Raw genomic sequence first — 15669 nt, 5'->3', positions numbered from 1 at the left:
ATATAGGGAGCAAATGATGGATAAAATTAAGGAAAAATCGCTTGAGTTTTTTGCATGCATAGTGATTTTAATTGCTTTAGCAGGTACGGTTTATAATAGCGCTTTTTCAACTCCTCCGCATTTTATTATTCCTACTCAAATACTTATGATAGGTGTGTTTTTTGGGAATTTAGTGTATTACAGCACTAAGGGGAAAAAATGGGCAAAAATTATTTTGTTCTGGATATTCTGCCTTGGTGATTTTTGTGCTTTCCTAGCCATTTTTAATTCACCTTCATTGGCGAAAGTTTCATATGGTCCAGTTTTAGTGGCAGTTTTGGTTCCATTTTTTACTTACTTATTATACAGTTACCAAAAAATTCATAGTTTATTTAAAGATTAACTATTTTTTGCTAGTTTGTTTGTAATATTGCAATTTACGGATTTTAAATGCGACTATTAAAATTTATTACTTTGATTTTATTTTCGGTGGTTTCAGCGTCGCATGCTGCATCGGTTAGTGATGTTGTCACCAATTTCAAAAAAGATTTTAAAGCCAAGCTTAAAGAAAACAAAGTGCCTGGCGGTGCGTATGCCATTATTCATAATGGTGAAATTATCGCCATGGAAGGGCATGGTGTTCGCGCACTTGGTAGTAATAAAAAAGTAACGCCTGATACTGTTTTCCGCCTTGCCAGTGTTTCAAAAACATTTGCCGCGGGGCTAACCGCGCAGCTGGTCGAAGATAATGAATTTAGCTGGGATGATAAAATTGTTGACTATGTCCCGGAATTTCGTTTTAAAACCAAAAGTTATTCAGATAACTTAACGGTTAATCACATACTTTCGCAAAGCTCGAGCCTTGTTCATAATGCCTATGATAATTTGATTGAGGCAAATTATGATATGCCGCGTATCATTGATAAATTCAGCGAAATTGATCCAATGTGTAAGCTTGGCCAATGCTACGGTTATCAAAATGTACTTTATAGTTTGATTGAACCTGTGATCGAGCAATCCACCAACGCAAGTTACACAGATAACATGCATCGTAAGATTTTTGATCCGCTTGAAATGGAACATTCATCACTTGGATATGAATCGTTCCTTGAAACGGATAACCGTGCAGAGCCACATTTACTAACACGTAAAGGCTGGGTTAAAACAAAGGTTAAACCAAGTTATTATAACATCCTGCCTGCGGCGGGTGTAAATGCCAGTATCGCTGATATGACTAAATGGGTTAAGGCACAAATGGGCTATTATCCGGAAAGCTATTCCCAAGGTGTGATTGATACAGTGACAACGAAACGCGTTCGTACCCGTAAAGAAATGCGTAAACGCAACTGGCGTTCAGCACTTAAAAACGCGCATTATGGTTATGGCTGGCGTTTATATGACCTTAAGGGCGGGGCAGAAGAAACGGACCTTGTTTATCATGGTGGTTCGGTTGCCGGTTTTCGTTCGGAAATCGCATATTCCAAGGAAAAAGATCTTGCGCTTGTGATCCTGCTGAATGCGGAAACACGTATGGGCAGTGATTTAAATGCTGAGTTTTGGCAAGAGGTCTATAAACCCGAAGCAAAAGCAAAGGCAAAGCCAAAAGCACAGCCAAGGCAAATTGCAAAGGCTGCGCCAGTAAAGTCAAAAAATTCACCTGGTTGGTCACGTACGAGTGTTCCGCGCGATAAGCCGAAAAATATTCCGGCAACCAGATAAATATTTCTTTTAAATCGTTTGGTTTATTCGCAAGTGCTCATGCTTGCGGCACCATTTGTTGCGACCTCAAGGTTAATGTAGCTCATCCATGATGCGACGGCTGGTGCATTGTCAATCAGTGATGTATGCGTAACATTCGCGAACTTGCCGGACATTTTATACCAATATCCTTTTTCCATTGTTTCGGCTGGGATAACGGCCTCACCAGCTTCAAACGTGAGGTATGTTGCATTTAACGTGGCAACGCCGGATGTGTAAATGCGCTTTCCATTGTCATGACATTTATCAAGCTGAATGGTCACATAATCATCCATAATGCCATTGGGGTCTTTTTCACCGTTAAAACCGTCCCAACGGACAATAAGGTCTTTTGTATAATCGATATCAGTGTAACCGATTTCTTTATCTTCCTGATAAATAGATAACTTTACAGGGCCGGGGCGTTCACCTGACGGGATCGGAACCATTTGACTTGTTGTCCTGCCATCAGAGTGTTTGATATCAAATTGATATTCTTCGCCGGGTTCTTTTTGTTCCATTTCATCAAAATCGGCATAACGTCCACCATGAAAGAAATTTGAACGGTAATCGGGGTACATTGTAAATTGTTCATCAGCCGGTCTTTCGTCGCCAACCCGTTTGAAAGTCGCGCTTTCAAGGTTGCTGATCGGAAGTGAGAAAATTTCACCATAACGGTGATAGCCACCATATACCATTTCACCGTTATGCTTTTGATTATAGGTTTCTGATTTAACAATAATCACCATGTTGATATCACGGGATGGCGTTTGTAACTTTGCCGGAATTTCAACATGACCCGGGCTATGCTGTTTTGATGGCGGCAGGTTTTTCCATGCCGGTTCTTGCGCTGATATGTTAACTGTCATTCCCAAAAGGATGGCAGATAAAGCAACTGTGCTTGTTAAAAATTTGGATTTAGATGTTTTTTTCATGACCAGAAGTTCCCCTGATTTAAGTCTTGTATAAAATATACAATACAATAACTGCTTACTTTTGAAAACCCGATTGTTTTGAAAATACTAACATAGAAATTTTCTATAAATAATATAAATTTTATTAATTTTATCTATGTACGAATTTTTGCTATTCTTTAAGCCTAAACAATCAAGGGCGAAGAAAAGTGGCAACCATCAAAAGTAATATTGACGTTCATAGTGAAGAGTTTCAAACTAATAAATCAGTCATGGACACATTAATCAGCGATCTTAAAGAAAAAATCGCTATGATTGAAAATGGTGGTGCGGAAAAATATCGTGAACGCCATGTATCTCGTGGAAAATTGCTTCCACGTGACCGGATCAGACGTCTGCTTGATAAGGGTAGTGCGTTTCTCGAGTTTTCTCAATTTGCTGCTTATGATGTTTATGATAGTGATGTGCCAGCCGCCGGGATTATCACTGGTATTGGCCGTGTCGCTGGTCTTGAATGTGTGATTGTTTGTAATGACGCCACCGTTAAGGGCGGGACTTATTTCCCATTAACGGTGAAAAAGCATTTGCGGGCGCAGGAAATCGCGGCGAAAAATAATCTACCGTGTATTTATTTGGTGGATAGCGGCGGCGCGAACCTTCCTAACCAAGATGAAGTTTTTCCTGACCGTGACCATTTCGGACGCATTTTTTATAATCAGGCAAGATTGTCGTCACAGAATATCCCGCAAATTGCTGTCGTGATGGGATCATGCACGGCGGGTGGGGCCTATGTTCCAGCGATGAGCGATGAAAATGTGATTGTAAAAGAGCAAGGTACCATTTTCCTTGCCGGACCGCCATTGGTGAAAGCGGCAACAGGCGAAGTCGTGAGCGCAGAAGATTTAGGCGGCGGTGATATCCATACGCGCGTTTCCGGCGTTGCGGATCATTTGGCCGATGATGATAATCACGCGCTTGAATTAACGCGGTCCATCGTATCAAATCTGAACCGTCAGAAATCACATGATCTTGTGATGCGTGAACCACAAGAACCGCTGTATCACCCTGATGAAATTTATGGTGTGGTGCCGTCGGAACTTAAAATCCCATATGACGTGAGAGAGGTAATCGCTCGGGTCGTTGATGGCAGTGAATTTGATGAATTTAAAAAACGCTATGGCCCGACCCTTGTTTGTGGTTTTGCCCACATTTACGGCATGCCGGTTGGTATTGTGGCGAATAATGGTGTTCTTTTTTCCGAAGCTGCACTTAAAGGTGCCCATTTTGTTGAGCTATGCTCATCACGTAAAATCCCGCTTGTTTTCTTGCAAAACATCACTGGGTTTATGGTTGGTGAAAAATATGAAACGGGCGGCATCGCCAAGGATGGCGCCAAAATGGTAACCGCCGTATCGTGCGCTGAAGTGCCGAAATTCACAGTGATCATCGGTGGCTCATTTGGGGCGGGTAATTATGGCATGTGCGGCAGGGCATATGATCCGCGTTTCTTATGGATGTGGCCCAATGCCCGTATTTCAGTGATGGGCGGTGAACAAGCGGCCGGGGTTCTTTCCACAGTGAAACGAGATGGTATGGAGCGCGCGGGCAAAAATTGGTCGGATAGCGAAGAGGCCGATTTTAAAAAGCCGATCATTGATCAATATGAAAAACAAGGTCACCCATATTATTCATCAGCAAGACTTTGGGATGATGGTGTGATTGATCCTGCGGATACAAGACGTGTTCTTGGTCTTTCATTATCTGCAAGCCTTAATGCCCCGATAAACGAAACAAAATTTGGTACTTTCAGGATGTAAATTATGACAATTTTATTTGATAAAAACGAAAATGGTATTGCGCGTATTACTTTAAACCGTCCGGAAGTTCACAATGCATTTAATGATGAAATGATCAGTGATCTTTATGACGCCTTCAAAAAATTACAAAATGACGATGATTGCAAAGTGGTGGTGCTTTCCGGTAATGGCGTTAGCTTTTCCGCGGGCGCTGACCTTAACTGGATGAAGAAGGCAGCGGATTACAGTTATGGTGAAAATCTGGATGACGCAAACCGGTTAAGCGACATGCTTAACGCGCTTTATCATTTACCGCAATTAACGGTTACCTGTACCAAGGGTGCTAATATGGGCGGTGCGCTTGGGCTTATTAGTTGTTCTGATATCGTTGTTGCCGATGAAAGTAGTCGTTTTTCATTTTCCGAAGTAAAATTGGGATTGGTCCCCGCAACCATTTCACCATTTGTGATTAAGGCCATCGGTGAAAGACAGGCAAAACGGTATTTCCAAACAGCCGAAAATTTCGGTGTTGAAAAAGCAAAAGAAATTGGCCTGGTTCATGAAATCACAACATCGGAAGATGCGCTTGATGGTTTTCTGGAAACACTTTTCTATAACATCAAAAATAATGCGCCAATGGCGATGAGATCCGCGAAAGATCTGGTTAGCCAAATTGGCGGGCGGGAAATCACAGATGGCCTTCGTGAGAATACAGCCGAACAGATTGCCAAAACGCGCGTTTCATCAGAGGCAAGAGAAGGGTTAACCGCATTTTTCGATAAAAGAAAACCGGACTGGAAAAATAATGTTTGAAAAAATTCTAATTGCCAATCGCGGTGAGATTGCTTGTCGGATTATTGAAACGGCCCGTCGTCGCGGTATTAAAACAGTTGCTGTTTTTTCAGAGGCTGACGCCAATTCAAGACACGTAAGAATGGCTGATGAGGCATATGAAATTGGACCAGCCGAAGCGTCGGAAAGCTATCTTCGAGGTGATAAAATCATATCCATCGCCCTTAAAAGCGGGGCGGAGGCCATCCATCCGGGATACGGGTTTCTTTCTGAAAATGCGGATTTCGCAAGGGAATGTGAAAAGGCTGAATTAAGATTTATCGGGCCAAGCGCTGAATCTATTTTGTTAATGGGATTAAAAGATCAGGCAAAGATTGAAATGATCAATGCAGGTGTTCCAGTGGTGCCGGGTTATGATGGTGAAGATCAATCGGAAGAGCTTTTAAAATCTGAAGCCGAAAAAATCGGTTTTCCATTATTGATTAAGGCCGTTGCTGGTGGTGGTGGTAAAGGCATGCGCCTTGTTGAAAATCTTGATGAATTTTTAAGCCAGTTATCATCCGCAAAAAGCGAGGCCATGTCATCATTTGGCAATGACCGCGTGCTGCTTGAAAAATATATCCGAAAAGCCCGCCATATCGAAGTGCAGGTATTCGCCGATATGGTCGGTAATGCGGTTTATTTGCATGAACGCGACTGTTCATTACAGCGTCGCCATCAAAAGGTCGTGGAAGAGGCACCAGCACCTGATTTAAGCGAGGATATGCGTTTCGAAATTGGTGAAACGGCAATCCGTGCGGCAAAGGCCATTAAATACCGTGGTGCAGGAACCATTGAATTTATCGTTGATGTTGAACATGGCCTTAAGGATGCGCCATTTTATTTCATGGAAATGAATACAAGGCTTCAGGTAGAACACCCGGTTACGGAATTGATCACGGGGCTTGACCTTGTGGAATGGCAGTTGCGTGTTGCGGCGGGCGAAAGGTTGCCGTTAACGCAGAATGATATTCCGTTAAAAGGACATGCTTTCGAAGTAAGGCTTTATGCGGAAGACCCATCAAAAGGATTTTTACCACAAACAGGTAAGTTGCACCATTTTTCTTATCCTGCGGTTAATGGTAGTTTCAGGGTCGATACCGGCATCGAAGAAGGGGATGAGGTCAGTATTTATTATGACCCGATGATCGCCAAATTAATCGTATGGGGCGAGAGCCGCAGCGAAGCCATTCGCCATATGCGCCGGGTTCTTAAAAATACGGCCATTGCCGGTGTTAAAACGAACCTTGAGTTTTTATATAATATCTTTAACCGCAAGGCATTTAATGTAGCGGATTTTGATACAGGGTTTATTGATAAATATATTGTTCATTTAACCCCGGGTGATGAACATGTATCACCATCAACACTTGTTCTTGCCGCGCTTGCTGAACTTGCCCCACATGCAAAGGGCGCGGATGTTTGGGATTGGTCAGATGGTTGGCAGCTTAATAGCCATTTGAAAACCAATATTACTTATCTGGAAAATGATAGTTCATATGACATTCTGGTCACTTACCTTCGTGATGGTTATGAAATGGAAGTGGCGGGTAAAAGGTATCAGGTTAAGTTGTTAGACCGGGATGGTGATGATTATTTGATATCGCTTAATGGTGAAAAAATATCAGGCAAAGTCATTACAGAAGACCGCGATTTTACAGTCTTTTCTGACGGAAGCGTGTCATACCTGCATCATTATGTGCCGGGTGTGGATGGCCGTGATGATGAAAAAGCGGACGGTACCATTGTAACGCCAATGCCGGGCAAGGTTGCTAAAATGATTGCCGAAAATGGCGCAGAAGTTCAGGAAGGTGATCCGATCCTGATACTAGAGGCCATGAAAATGGAACACACCATTAAGGCACCAAAAACAGGTATTCTTGAATTTAATTCCTTGCAAGAAAACATGCAGGTTGCTGATGGTCATGTGCTTTTAAGAATTGCGGAAAGCGGTTAAATGACGGACGTAACAATATTTGAAGTTGGGCCAAGAGACGGTCTTCAGAACGAAAAGCAATTCGTGCCGACAGATATCAAGGTTGATTTGATCAACAGGCTTGTTGATGCGGGAATTAATAAAATTGAATGCACCAGTTTTGTGTCGCCAAAATGGGTGCCGCAAATGGCCGATGCTATGGATGTGATGTCAGCAATTGACAGAAAAGATAATGTAACGTATAGCGCATTAACCCCAAACGAAAGGGGAATGCATGCAGCACTTGAGGCAAATGTATCCGAGGTCGCGGTATTTGCGGCCGCATCGGAAAGCTTTAGCCAAAAGAACATAAATTGCAGCATTGAAGAAAGCCTTACAAGGTTTGATCCGGTTATGAAACTTGCCAAAGAAAACGGATTAAAGGTACGTGGCTATGTTTCGTGTGTGACGCACTGTCCTTATGAAGGAGCCATCGACCCTGCAATGGTAAAAATGGTCGGCGAAAAATTGCTTGAGATGGGATGCTATGAATTATCGCTTGGTGACACAATCGGTAAAGCCCACCCACAGGATATTCAAAAATTAATTGAGACCGTAACGCAAACTATTTCCATTGGTAATTTAGCGCTTCATTTGCATGACACTTATGACCGCGCGCTTGAAAATATGCAAATGGGGTTGGATCTTGGAATTCGCACTTTTGATAGTTCGGTCGCTGGGCTTGGTGGTTGTCCATACGCAGAAGGGGCAAGCGGAAATGTTTCAACAGAAGCGGCAGTGCATTTAATTCATGAAAATGGATTTTCAACGGGTGTTGAACTCGCTGCTCTTCACGAAGTTGTTGAATTTATTTCATTAACTATGAACAGTTTATCTGATTAACGGAGTTTAGAAATTATGATTAATTATCCATCACTGAATTTTAATTTGGGCGAAGATATCAATATGCTTCAAGACATGGTTCGTAAATTTGCATCGGAACAAATTGCCCCGCGTGCAGAACAGATCGATCATGATAATGAATTCCCTAATGAGTTGTGGACGCAGTTTGGTGAGCTTGGGTTATTAGGCATGACTGTTTCTGAGGAATATGGTGGCGTTGATATGGGGTACTTGGCTCATACGATTGCCGTAGAAGAAATATCCCGTGCATCGGGTAGCGTCGGACTTAGTTATGGTGCTCATTCAAATCTGTGTGTTAATCAGATCAACCGAAATGGTAATAAAGAACAAAAACAGAAATATTTACCAAAATTAATTAGCGGTGAGCATATTGGCGCCCTTGCGATGAGTGAATCTGGAGCGGGTTCTGATGTGGTTAGTATGCGTCTGCGTGCCGAAAAAAAAGGTGATAAGTATATTCTTAATGGCACAAAAATGTGGATCACAAATGGGCCAGACGCAGATGTTCTTGTGGTTTATGCCAAAACGGATATGGCGGCGCATTCAAAAGGAATCACGGCGTTTATCATCGAAAAGGACTTTCCTGGCTTCAGTACGGCTCAGAAATTAGATAAATTAGGCATGCGTGGATCAAACACATGTGAGCTGGTTTTTGAAGATTGCGAAGTGCCGGCGGAAAATATCCTCGGTGAAGAAGGAAAGGGGGTGCGCGTCCTTATGTCCGGCCTTGATTACGAACGCGTTATTCTTTCAGGTGGGCCGCTTGGTATTATGCAATCATGCTTGGATACGGTGCTTCCTTACGTCAAGGAACGCACACAATTCGGTAAAGCAATCGGTGAATTTCAATTTATTCAGGGAAAAATTGCCGACATGTACACAGAACTAAATGCTTGTCGTAGTTATGTTTATACGGTTGCGGCGGCTTGTGATCGTGGCGAGACCACAAGGAAAGACGCGGCGGGCTGTATTTTATATGCGGCAGAAAAAGCAACACAAATGGCACTTGAAGCTATTCAGTGTTTAGGTGGTAATGGCTATATCAACGAGTTTCCGACAGGGCGTTATTTACGCGATGCCAAACTATATGAAATTGGTGCAGGGACCAGTGAAATCAGAAGAATGTTGATCGGCAGAGAGCTTTTTTCAGAATATTCTTAAATCGGAATATTATAACATACGGCAAATGTAGGTTGAAAAATACAAAAAAAGTACTTGGCAATTTTAAGTTAATATATTAAACACTGCGCACAAGTTAGAAACATTGTAATTCTAACTAATTTTCTGCCGTTGTGTTGTTACACTTGTTTAGTAAAATTGATTTGAATGTACTTAAAGTATCGCTTTTAGATTTTTTAAAACTATTAAGTTAGTAAGTTCTAAAATGCTACTTTAGCGCTCCAGCAGATAAATACAAAAATATTAACGATTTTTTAGCTTAAATTAATAAATTGTTAACTAATATTCACGATTATTTTAAGATATTTTGTATGTGTAAATTCTGGGGAAACCTGAATGAAAAAATTAGGCGAAGAAAATAGCCACTTGAATATTGATATGTCGCAAGCTGCTGAAAATGCAGCAGAATTTTTAAAAACTTTAGCTAATCCTAATAGACTTATAATACTCGGATGTCTCTTGAAGGGGGAATCCAATGTAGGGGAATTGGAAAAAAGTTTAAATATTTCGCAATCTGCATTATCACAACATCTTAGCCGTATGCGCGGTGAAGGTATTCTTGCAAGGCGTCGCGAGAGCCAGCAAATTTTTTATTCCATCTGTGATGATCGGGTTGAAAAATTTCTGAGTATTGCAAACGAACTATTTTACAATAACCAAGAGAAATAATTTTATTTTTCCTGCTTGTTGTAAGTATCAGAATTCCTTTACGTAAGAATATTATAATATTCTAATTTTCTATTATAAGTTTAACAGCTTATTTTTTGCTGGTTCCGATCTTTCCGTTTTGTGATAGTAAAATGGCGATGGGGCGCGTTTTTGGAAATTCAGAAAAGATAATCATCAGAATAACAGTAAATGGCACACTTAAAAACATGCCAGCGACACCCCAAATACTGCCCCAAATGGCAAGTGAAAGCATTACAACTAGCGGGCTAAGGTTCAGTGAATTGCCCATTAATTTAGGTTCAAGGATATTGCCAACAGCCACCTGAATACACACGAGTGATGTTAGAACAATCAGAAACGGTGTAAAAGTCGGAAACTGCACAAGGCTTAAAAGCGCGGGAAATAATACGGCGAGCATTGATCCGACAGTCGGGATATAATTAAGTAAGAAGATTATAAATGCCCAGAAACTGGCATAATCAACATCATTCATAAGCAACACAAAATAACATGCCGTGCCGGTTAGAATGCTGACGAATGTTTTAATCGCAACATATGTTTCAATTTTTTCATGAATGGTATGGATGATTTCCTGTACGGTTCCGGAATGCTTTGACCCATTTAACAGGGCCTCAAGTTTTGGTGAAAAGCTTGCCTGTTCCAGAAAAAGAAAGAGAACATAAATTAAAATAAGGCCTGCATTACCAGCAATACTCGCCATCGTTCCGGCAATGTTACTAATGAATGGGCGCAGATCAATCTGTCCGATCAGTTGTGATAAATTTGGCTGATTTTCAATGCCCAGCAGATTGAAGACACGATCCGATAGGTTTAGAAGGTTTTCTTGGTAAACCGGTGCAGCGGCCCTGACGTCAGCAATATTATTGCCGATCATTTCAACAATTAAATATATAGCGACAATAGTTGTGATCAGTGACGTGATAAAACATAAGGCTTTAGGAAACCGAAATGCACCGATTTTAATTTTATAATAATAATCGGATAACGTATTGATTAAATACCATATAACGACACTGATCAGGAATGGGACAATTAAATCACGGCCAACCACCATGATGTAAACCGTTAATGTGATAAGCCCTAATCCGCCGATGTATGGTAATACGCCCATTTTTTGCCCCTTTCATTTTTTATATGCTTGGATTGTTGTTTGAATAGCAGCAAAGGTCAAGAGATTTATAGTTGCAATTACATAATAATTCAGTGAAACTGATTTACATATTTAAATGGAGATAAGTTATGAAAAAAATTCTTATTGGACTGGTAGTTATCATAGCCATTGGCGCGGGCGCAGCAATGTATTTATCATCAAATGCCGACGGTATGATCAAAGATAGTGTTGTTCAATATACACCACCGGTGATTGGTGCGGATGTTGAACTGGCGAATGTGAACCTTGATCCTGCTAACGGTGTTGCATCACTTCAGGGCATGACCATCGGTAATCCGGAAGGGTTTACATCAGATCATCTGTTCAAGATGGATGAATTACTGGTTAAGATGGATGTAAATCTTGAAAACCTGACATCTGATGTTATTCGCATAAACGAAGTGCGCCTTGATGGTGCAGATATGATTTATGAAATTGGTTCGAATGGTAATAACGTCAGTCAAATTCAGGAAAATATTGACGCATACCTAACATCAATGGGCATTGACACCAATTCAGAAAGCGAAAAGAAATTTATCATTGATGATGTTTATGTCAATGGGACCAATGTAAAAATTGCAAGTGATCTTCTTGGTGGCAAAGGGGTTGGTTTTTCATTGCCGGATCTTCATTTAAGTGGCATTGGTGAAAAAGAAAACGGTGTACTTGCGTCAGATGCCATCAAACAAATCTGGGGTGCGATTAGCGGTAGTGTAAGCAAGGCCGTAGAAAGTGAAATGCTTAATAATGTTGTTGGTGATGTAAAGGACGAAGCTGAGAACGTTGTGAAAGACCTGGAAGATAAAGTTGCCGATCAAGTTGGGGATAAATTAAGAGGATTAATTCCACCGGGGCAATAAACGGTCAGGAAAAATTAGGAGGACCAAATGGAATTATTAATCGGATTGGGCGTAATCGGTGTGATATTCTATATTTTGTATGTCAGATTGATTAAGCTTAAAAACGGCACGTTAGAGGCATTATCATCCATTGATGTACAGCTTAAAAAACGCCATGACCTTGTTCCCAATATTCTGACGATTGCGAAAAAATTCATGGAACATGAAGAAGCAGTGCTGACGAAAGTCACGCAAATGCGGACCATATCAGGGAGCGATTATGATAAAAATAACCCTGATGAAGTCGCACAACATCTTGAAGCCAATAAGCAATTACAATCAGCAATGATGAATTTGTTTGCAGTTGCAGAAAATTATCCTGATCTAAAATCACAGGAAACAATGGTCCGTGCGCAGGAAACCTATGAAGAGGTGGAAGGCCATATTTCAGCCGCGCGCCGTTTTTATAATTCATCTGTAACCGATCTTAAAAATGCGGTGGAAATTTTCCCTAGCAGCATGGTCGCCAGCATGATTGGTGTAAAGGCCATGCCGTTTTTTGAAATTGATGAAGCAGAAAGAGAACCGGTAAACGCCGCCGATATTCTTTAAGGGCTTATGAACATGACCATAGAAGAAATGCGAGCTGCGCTTCATTCATTTGATGATAGCGGCTTAAAGCCCATATTGGATAAACTCGAGGAAAGGCGAAAAGCTGCTTTTAAAAGGTTCCTCACGGTAGTTTTTATTGTAGGTTTTGTTGTCTTTTTCATGATCCTGACAATGGGTATGACGGATCTTGTGGAATTTTCAATTGCTGGCGCAGTGCTGATATCAATATTTTTCTATAGCAGGCTTGCGGTTATAAGGCGTGAGGCAAAAGAAAAATTAATGCCGCTGTTGTGCGTTGAAATTGGCCTTGATTATAACGTTGCGCCGAGTGGGGCTGCTATAAGGCCTTACGATGATTTAAATATCATTCCGTCATATGATGAAAAGACACTTGAAGATCAAATCAGCGGAAATGTAGAAGATATTGATTTCAATTTGCTTGAAGCCAAACTTGTAAATGTAAGTCGCGATAGTAAAGGCAGAACAACAAGAACGACAGTATTTCAAGGGTTTCTGGTGGAGTTTGATTTTCATAAAAATTTCACTGCGGAAACCATCATCACCAAAGATAGAACAGTAATCGGTAACTTCCTAACCAATTGGACCAAAAATGGTGACAAGGTGAAATTGGAGGACCCGAATTTCGAACGCGAATTTGAAGTTCATTCAACTGACCAGGTAGAGGCAAGATATCTGTTAACTCCCATGTTTATGGAAAGGGTATTGCAGTTTAACCGCCTGCCGAGTGTTAAGCAGTTACAAATGGCCTTTAGTAAAGGTAAGATTTATATGGCCATCAAGCGTAAGGGGAATGCGTTTGAAGGTGGATCATTTAACCTGAATGATCCGAAGTTGATTGAACAGAATATAAAAGATATCGCAGTGATATTTGATGTGGTAACAGAACTCAACCTGACACAGGAAACGAAAGTATAAGAATAATGGATTGCCAGAGGAAACTTTTTGATATCCCGGATGGGGTGACATATTTAAATGCGGCCTATATGGGGCCACTTTTAAAATCGGCGGCGGAAATCGGTGAAAAAGCATTACGTAAGAAATTAACGCCTTGGGACCTTCCCATCAGTGATTTTTTTGGCCCGCCGAATAGGTTTTATGAACTATCAGCAAAGCTGATTGATGCAAACCCAGATGATATCGCCATTGTTCCATCCGTGTCGTACGGTACGGCGATTGCCGCCAAAAATATCGCTGTGAAATCTGGACAAAATATTGTCGTAATGGCGGACCAGTTTCCATCGAATGTATATGCGTGGCGGGAACTTGCTGAAAATAGTAATGCTGAAATTATTACGGTGCCTTGGCCGGATGATGGTGATTGGACGTCGGCCATTCTAAATACAATTAACGATCAAACCGTGATTGTGGCAACCGCAAATGCACATTGGACCAACGGAAGCTATATTGATCTGGTTGCGGTTGGTAAAAAGACACGTACGGTCGGGGCGTCGCTTGTTCTTGATTTAACGCAGACGCTTGGTGTTGTCCCTTTTTCTGTAAAGGATATTGATCCGGATTATATGGTTACGGGTGGGTACAAATGGCTGCTTGGACCATATTCGTTTGGGATGCTTTATGTGGCGCCGCGTAATCAAGGCGGAAAACCGATTGAAGAAAGCTGGATCACCCGAAAGGGGGCAGAGGACTTCGCAAAACTGGTGGATTATAAAGATGAGTATGAACCGGGTGCGCGCCGTTTTGATATGGGTGAAAAAAGTAACTTTATCAATGTTCCAATGGCCAACGAAGCCTTAGAAGTTATGCTTGGATTTGGAATTGATCATATCGCGGCATATTTAAAAACATTGACGGATTATATCGCGGAACGTGCCCGTAAAATTGGATTAAATGTTGCAGATGATAAATTCCGTGTGCCAAATTTAATCGGCATCAATTTCGATGATGGTGTGCCGGAACATTTGCCAAAGGTTCTTTCGGATAATAAGGTGTTCGTGAGTATCCGCGGAAACAGTATTCGTGTATCACCGCATATTTATAATGATAAATCGGATGTTGACCGTTTATTTGATGTCTTAGAAAGCGCGCTTTAAAATATGGCAATTGAGCTTGAAATCGAACGAAAATTTTTAATCACGAAACGCCCGCCATATCCGCCTGATGAAATTTTTAACATCAGACAAGGATATGTGGCGCGCGATAGTGGTAATACCGTTCGAATTCGCGAAAAAAACGGCAAGTTTATCTTAAACATCAAAACCCCAAGGCTGGATCATGGTGGCCGTCATGAACTGGAATATGAAATTCCGGCGGATGAGGGCGAACATTTATTTGACAGCATTGCCCATGACCCTATTCTAAAAACTCGTGAAATTTATGAAATTGACGGCTTGAAATGGGAACTTGATATTTTCGAAGGGGAAAATAGCGGCCTTATGGTGGCTGAGGTTGAACTTCAAAGTGCGGATCAGGATATTAATATTCCTGATTGGATTGGGCCGGATGTAACCCAATATGGCAATTTTTATAACGCGACCATCGCGTATCACCCGTTTAAAGATTGGGGCGTTACTTATGCAGCACTTCTGGAACAGCTTCGGGAATAATTATTTCTTTTTTAAAACTTCGTATGCCGCTTTGACCTGCTGGAATTTAATGGCGCTTTCCGCGTCACCGAGATTGGTATCCGGATGATATTGTTTCGCAAGCCTGCGGTATGATGATTTAATTTCCGCGTCCGTTGCATCATCATCAAGGTCAAGAATTTCAAGCGCGTCAGCACGGCGTTCTTCTTTGCCGTATGTTTTTGGGGCATCGTCAAATGTACCGGCGCTTCTGTACCCCTTGGCTTTGCGCATTTCTTCTTGCGCGCGTTTCATGGCCTCTTCACGGCTTAGGCCATCGAAGTAATTCCAGTTTTTATTGAATTCAGCGACATGCGGCTGGCAGAAATACCATTTTTCTTTACTGTCCGGGGCTTTGGGGGCGGGGTAATCGCCCGGCTCATCACACCCTTCATAGTCACACAAACGAACCGAGATCGGTTCCTTTTCTGTGTGGTAATCCCCCCATCTGGGGAATGTCCATGATTTGGGTCGTGACATTTATTGGTCCTTAGCGTAAA

General features: G+C 41.6%; 16 protein-coding genes. 13 read left to right on the top strand and 3 right to left on the bottom strand.

What is annotated here, in order from left to right; genetic code table 11:
* Positions 1-16: 16 nt before the first annotated feature.
* Positions 17-382 (top strand): hypothetical protein, encoded by a 366-nt coding sequence (locus tag KW060_RS10495; RefSeq protein WP_249034779.1) that lies wholly within the window; start codon positions 17-19, stop codon positions 380-382.
* A 47-nt stretch (positions 383-429) separates the two neighbouring features.
* The gene (locus KW060_RS10490; RefSeq protein ID WP_249034778.1) at positions 430-1698 is read left to right on the top strand and encodes a serine hydrolase domain-containing protein; all 1269 of its coding nucleotides are present in this window, start codon (positions 430-432) and stop codon (positions 1696-1698) included.
* Between the two features lie 23 nt (positions 1699-1721).
* Here the strand turns inward: KW060_RS10490 and KW060_RS10485 are convergent, their stop codons facing one another.
* On the bottom strand, positions 1722-2651 hold the full coding sequence (locus tag KW060_RS10485) for a hypothetical protein (RefSeq protein ID WP_249034777.1): 930 nt from the start codon (positions 2649-2651) through the stop codon (positions 1722-1724).
* 188 nt (positions 2652-2839) lie between these two features.
* Here KW060_RS10485 and KW060_RS10480 point away from each other — a divergent pair, with 188 nt between their 5' ends.
* The 6 genes from KW060_RS10480 to KW060_RS10455 all read left to right on the top strand — a co-directional run bounded on the left by KW060_RS10480 (position 2840) and on the right by KW060_RS10455 (position 9944).
* Positions 2840-4447 (top strand): carboxyl transferase domain-containing protein, encoded by a 1608-nt coding sequence (locus tag KW060_RS10480; RefSeq protein WP_249034776.1) that lies wholly within the window; start codon positions 2840-2842, stop codon positions 4445-4447.
* A gap of 3 nt (positions 4448-4450) precedes the next feature.
* Positions 4451-5239 carry an enoyl-CoA hydratase/isomerase family protein gene (locus KW060_RS10475; RefSeq protein ID WP_249034775.1) on the top strand — a complete coding sequence of 263 codons (789 nt, stop codon included), beginning with the start codon at positions 4451-4453 and terminating at the stop codon, positions 5237-5239.
* Positions 5232-7214 carry an acetyl/propionyl/methylcrotonyl-CoA carboxylase subunit alpha gene (locus tag KW060_RS10470; protein ID WP_249034774.1) on the top strand — a complete coding sequence of 661 codons (1983 nt, stop codon included), beginning with the start codon at positions 5232-5234 and terminating at the stop codon, positions 7212-7214. Before KW060_RS10475 ends, KW060_RS10470 begins: the two co-directional genes overlap by 8 nt.
* Entirely contained in the window at positions 7215-8075 is an 861-nt protein-coding gene (locus KW060_RS10465) for a hydroxymethylglutaryl-CoA lyase (RefSeq protein ID WP_249034773.1), read from the top strand.
* Positions 8076-8090: 15 nt separating this feature from the next.
* Positions 8091-9257 (top strand): isovaleryl-CoA dehydrogenase, encoded by a 1167-nt coding sequence (locus tag KW060_RS10460; protein WP_250646651.1) that lies wholly within the window; start codon positions 8091-8093, stop codon positions 9255-9257.
* A 354-nt stretch (positions 9258-9611) separates the two neighbouring features.
* Positions 9612-9944, top strand: a complete 333-nt coding sequence (locus KW060_RS10455) for an ArsR/SmtB family transcription factor (RefSeq protein ID WP_249034772.1) — start codon at positions 9612-9614, stop codon at positions 9942-9944.
* Between the two features lie 88 nt (positions 9945-10032).
* On the opposite strand, the gene KW060_RS10450 is transcribed toward KW060_RS10455, so the two are convergent.
* Positions 10033-11076: an AI-2E family transporter gene (locus tag KW060_RS10450; RefSeq protein WP_249034771.1), complete on the bottom strand. Its 1044-nt coding sequence runs from the start codon at positions 11074-11076 to the stop codon at positions 10033-10035.
* A gap of 128 nt (positions 11077-11204) precedes the next feature.
* Between KW060_RS10450 and KW060_RS10445 the strand changes: the two genes are divergently transcribed.
* From KW060_RS10445 to KW060_RS10425, 5 genes are read left to right on the top strand one after another with little or no spacing between them, the layout of a single operon-like run.
* Positions 11205-11975 carry an AsmA family protein gene (locus tag KW060_RS10445; RefSeq protein ID WP_249034770.1) on the top strand — a complete coding sequence of 257 codons (771 nt, stop codon included), beginning with the start codon at positions 11205-11207 and terminating at the stop codon, positions 11973-11975.
* 27 nt (positions 11976-12002) lie between these two features.
* On the top strand, positions 12003-12566 hold the full coding sequence (locus KW060_RS10440; protein WP_249034769.1) for a LemA family protein: 564 nt from the start codon (positions 12003-12005) through the stop codon (positions 12564-12566).
* Between the two features lie 12 nt (positions 12567-12578).
* Positions 12579-13502 (top strand): DUF3137 domain-containing protein, encoded by a 924-nt coding sequence (locus KW060_RS10435; RefSeq protein ID WP_249034768.1) that lies wholly within the window; start codon positions 12579-12581, stop codon positions 13500-13502.
* A 5-nt stretch (positions 13503-13507) separates the two neighbouring features.
* Entirely contained in the window at positions 13508-14638 is a 1131-nt protein-coding gene (locus KW060_RS10430; protein ID WP_249034767.1) for an aminotransferase class V-fold PLP-dependent enzyme, read from the top strand.
* A 3-nt stretch (positions 14639-14641) separates the two neighbouring features.
* Entirely contained in the window at positions 14642-15151 is a 510-nt protein-coding gene (locus KW060_RS10425) for a CYTH domain-containing protein (RefSeq protein ID WP_249034766.1), read from the top strand.
* Here KW060_RS10425 and KW060_RS10420 read toward each other — a convergent pair whose 3' ends face one another.
* The gene (locus KW060_RS10420; RefSeq protein ID WP_249034765.1) at positions 15152-15649 is read right to left on the bottom strand and encodes a DnaJ domain-containing protein; all 498 of its coding nucleotides are present in this window, start codon (positions 15647-15649) and stop codon (positions 15152-15154) included.
* Between the last annotated feature and the right edge of the window lie 20 nt (positions 15650-15669).

This window comes from Pseudemcibacter aquimaris, from assembly GCF_028869115.1.
Lineage (GTDB): Bacteria > Pseudomonadota > Alphaproteobacteria > Sphingomonadales > Emcibacteraceae > Pseudemcibacter > Pseudemcibacter aquimaris.
Note: the sequence above shows the minus strand (reverse complement) of the source record. Positions and strands in the feature narration are given on the sequence as shown.

Excerpts from the sequence above, each read along its gene's own strand:
- KW060_RS10485 (WP_249034777.1), bottom strand. The coding sequence starts at position 2,651 with ATGAAAAAAACATCTAAATCCAAATTTTTAACAAGCACAGTTGCTTTA.
- KW060_RS10450 (WP_249034771.1), bottom strand. The coding sequence starts at position 11,076 with ATGGGCGTATTACCATACATCGGCGGATTAGGGCTTATCACATTAACG.
- KW060_RS10430 (WP_249034767.1), top strand. The coding sequence starts at position 13,508 with ATGGATTGCCAGAGGAAACTTTTTGATATCCCGGATGGGGTGACATAT.
- KW060_RS10445 (WP_249034770.1), top strand. The coding sequence starts at position 11,205 with ATGAAAAAAATTCTTATTGGACTGGTAGTTATCATAGCCATTGGCGCG.
- KW060_RS10420 (WP_249034765.1), bottom strand. The coding sequence starts at position 15,649 with ATGTCACGACCCAAATCATGGACATTCCCCAGATGGGGGGATTACCAC.
- KW060_RS10470 (WP_249034774.1), top strand. The coding sequence starts at position 5,232 with ATGTTTGAAAAAATTCTAATTGCCAATCGCGGTGAGATTGCTTGTCGG.
- KW060_RS10425 (WP_249034766.1), top strand. The coding sequence starts at position 14,642 with ATGGCAATTGAGCTTGAAATCGAACGAAAATTTTTAATCACGAAACGC.
- KW060_RS10435 (WP_249034768.1), top strand. The coding sequence starts at position 12,579 with ATGACCATAGAAGAAATGCGAGCTGCGCTTCATTCATTTGATGATAGC.
- KW060_RS10495 (WP_249034779.1), top strand. The coding sequence starts at position 17 with ATGGATAAAATTAAGGAAAAATCGCTTGAGTTTTTTGCATGCATAGTG.
- KW060_RS10490 (WP_249034778.1), top strand. The coding sequence starts at position 430 with ATGCGACTATTAAAATTTATTACTTTGATTTTATTTTCGGTGGTTTCA.
- KW060_RS10465 (WP_249034773.1), top strand. The coding sequence starts at position 7,215 with ATGACGGACGTAACAATATTTGAAGTTGGGCCAAGAGACGGTCTTCAG.
- KW060_RS10440 (WP_249034769.1), top strand. The coding sequence starts at position 12,003 with ATGGAATTATTAATCGGATTGGGCGTAATCGGTGTGATATTCTATATT.
- KW060_RS10475 (WP_249034775.1), top strand. The coding sequence starts at position 4,451 with ATGACAATTTTATTTGATAAAAACGAAAATGGTATTGCGCGTATTACT.
- KW060_RS10460 (WP_250646651.1), top strand. The coding sequence starts at position 8,091 with ATGATTAATTATCCATCACTGAATTTTAATTTGGGCGAAGATATCAAT.
- KW060_RS10455 (WP_249034772.1), top strand. The coding sequence starts at position 9,612 with ATGAAAAAATTAGGCGAAGAAAATAGCCACTTGAATATTGATATGTCG.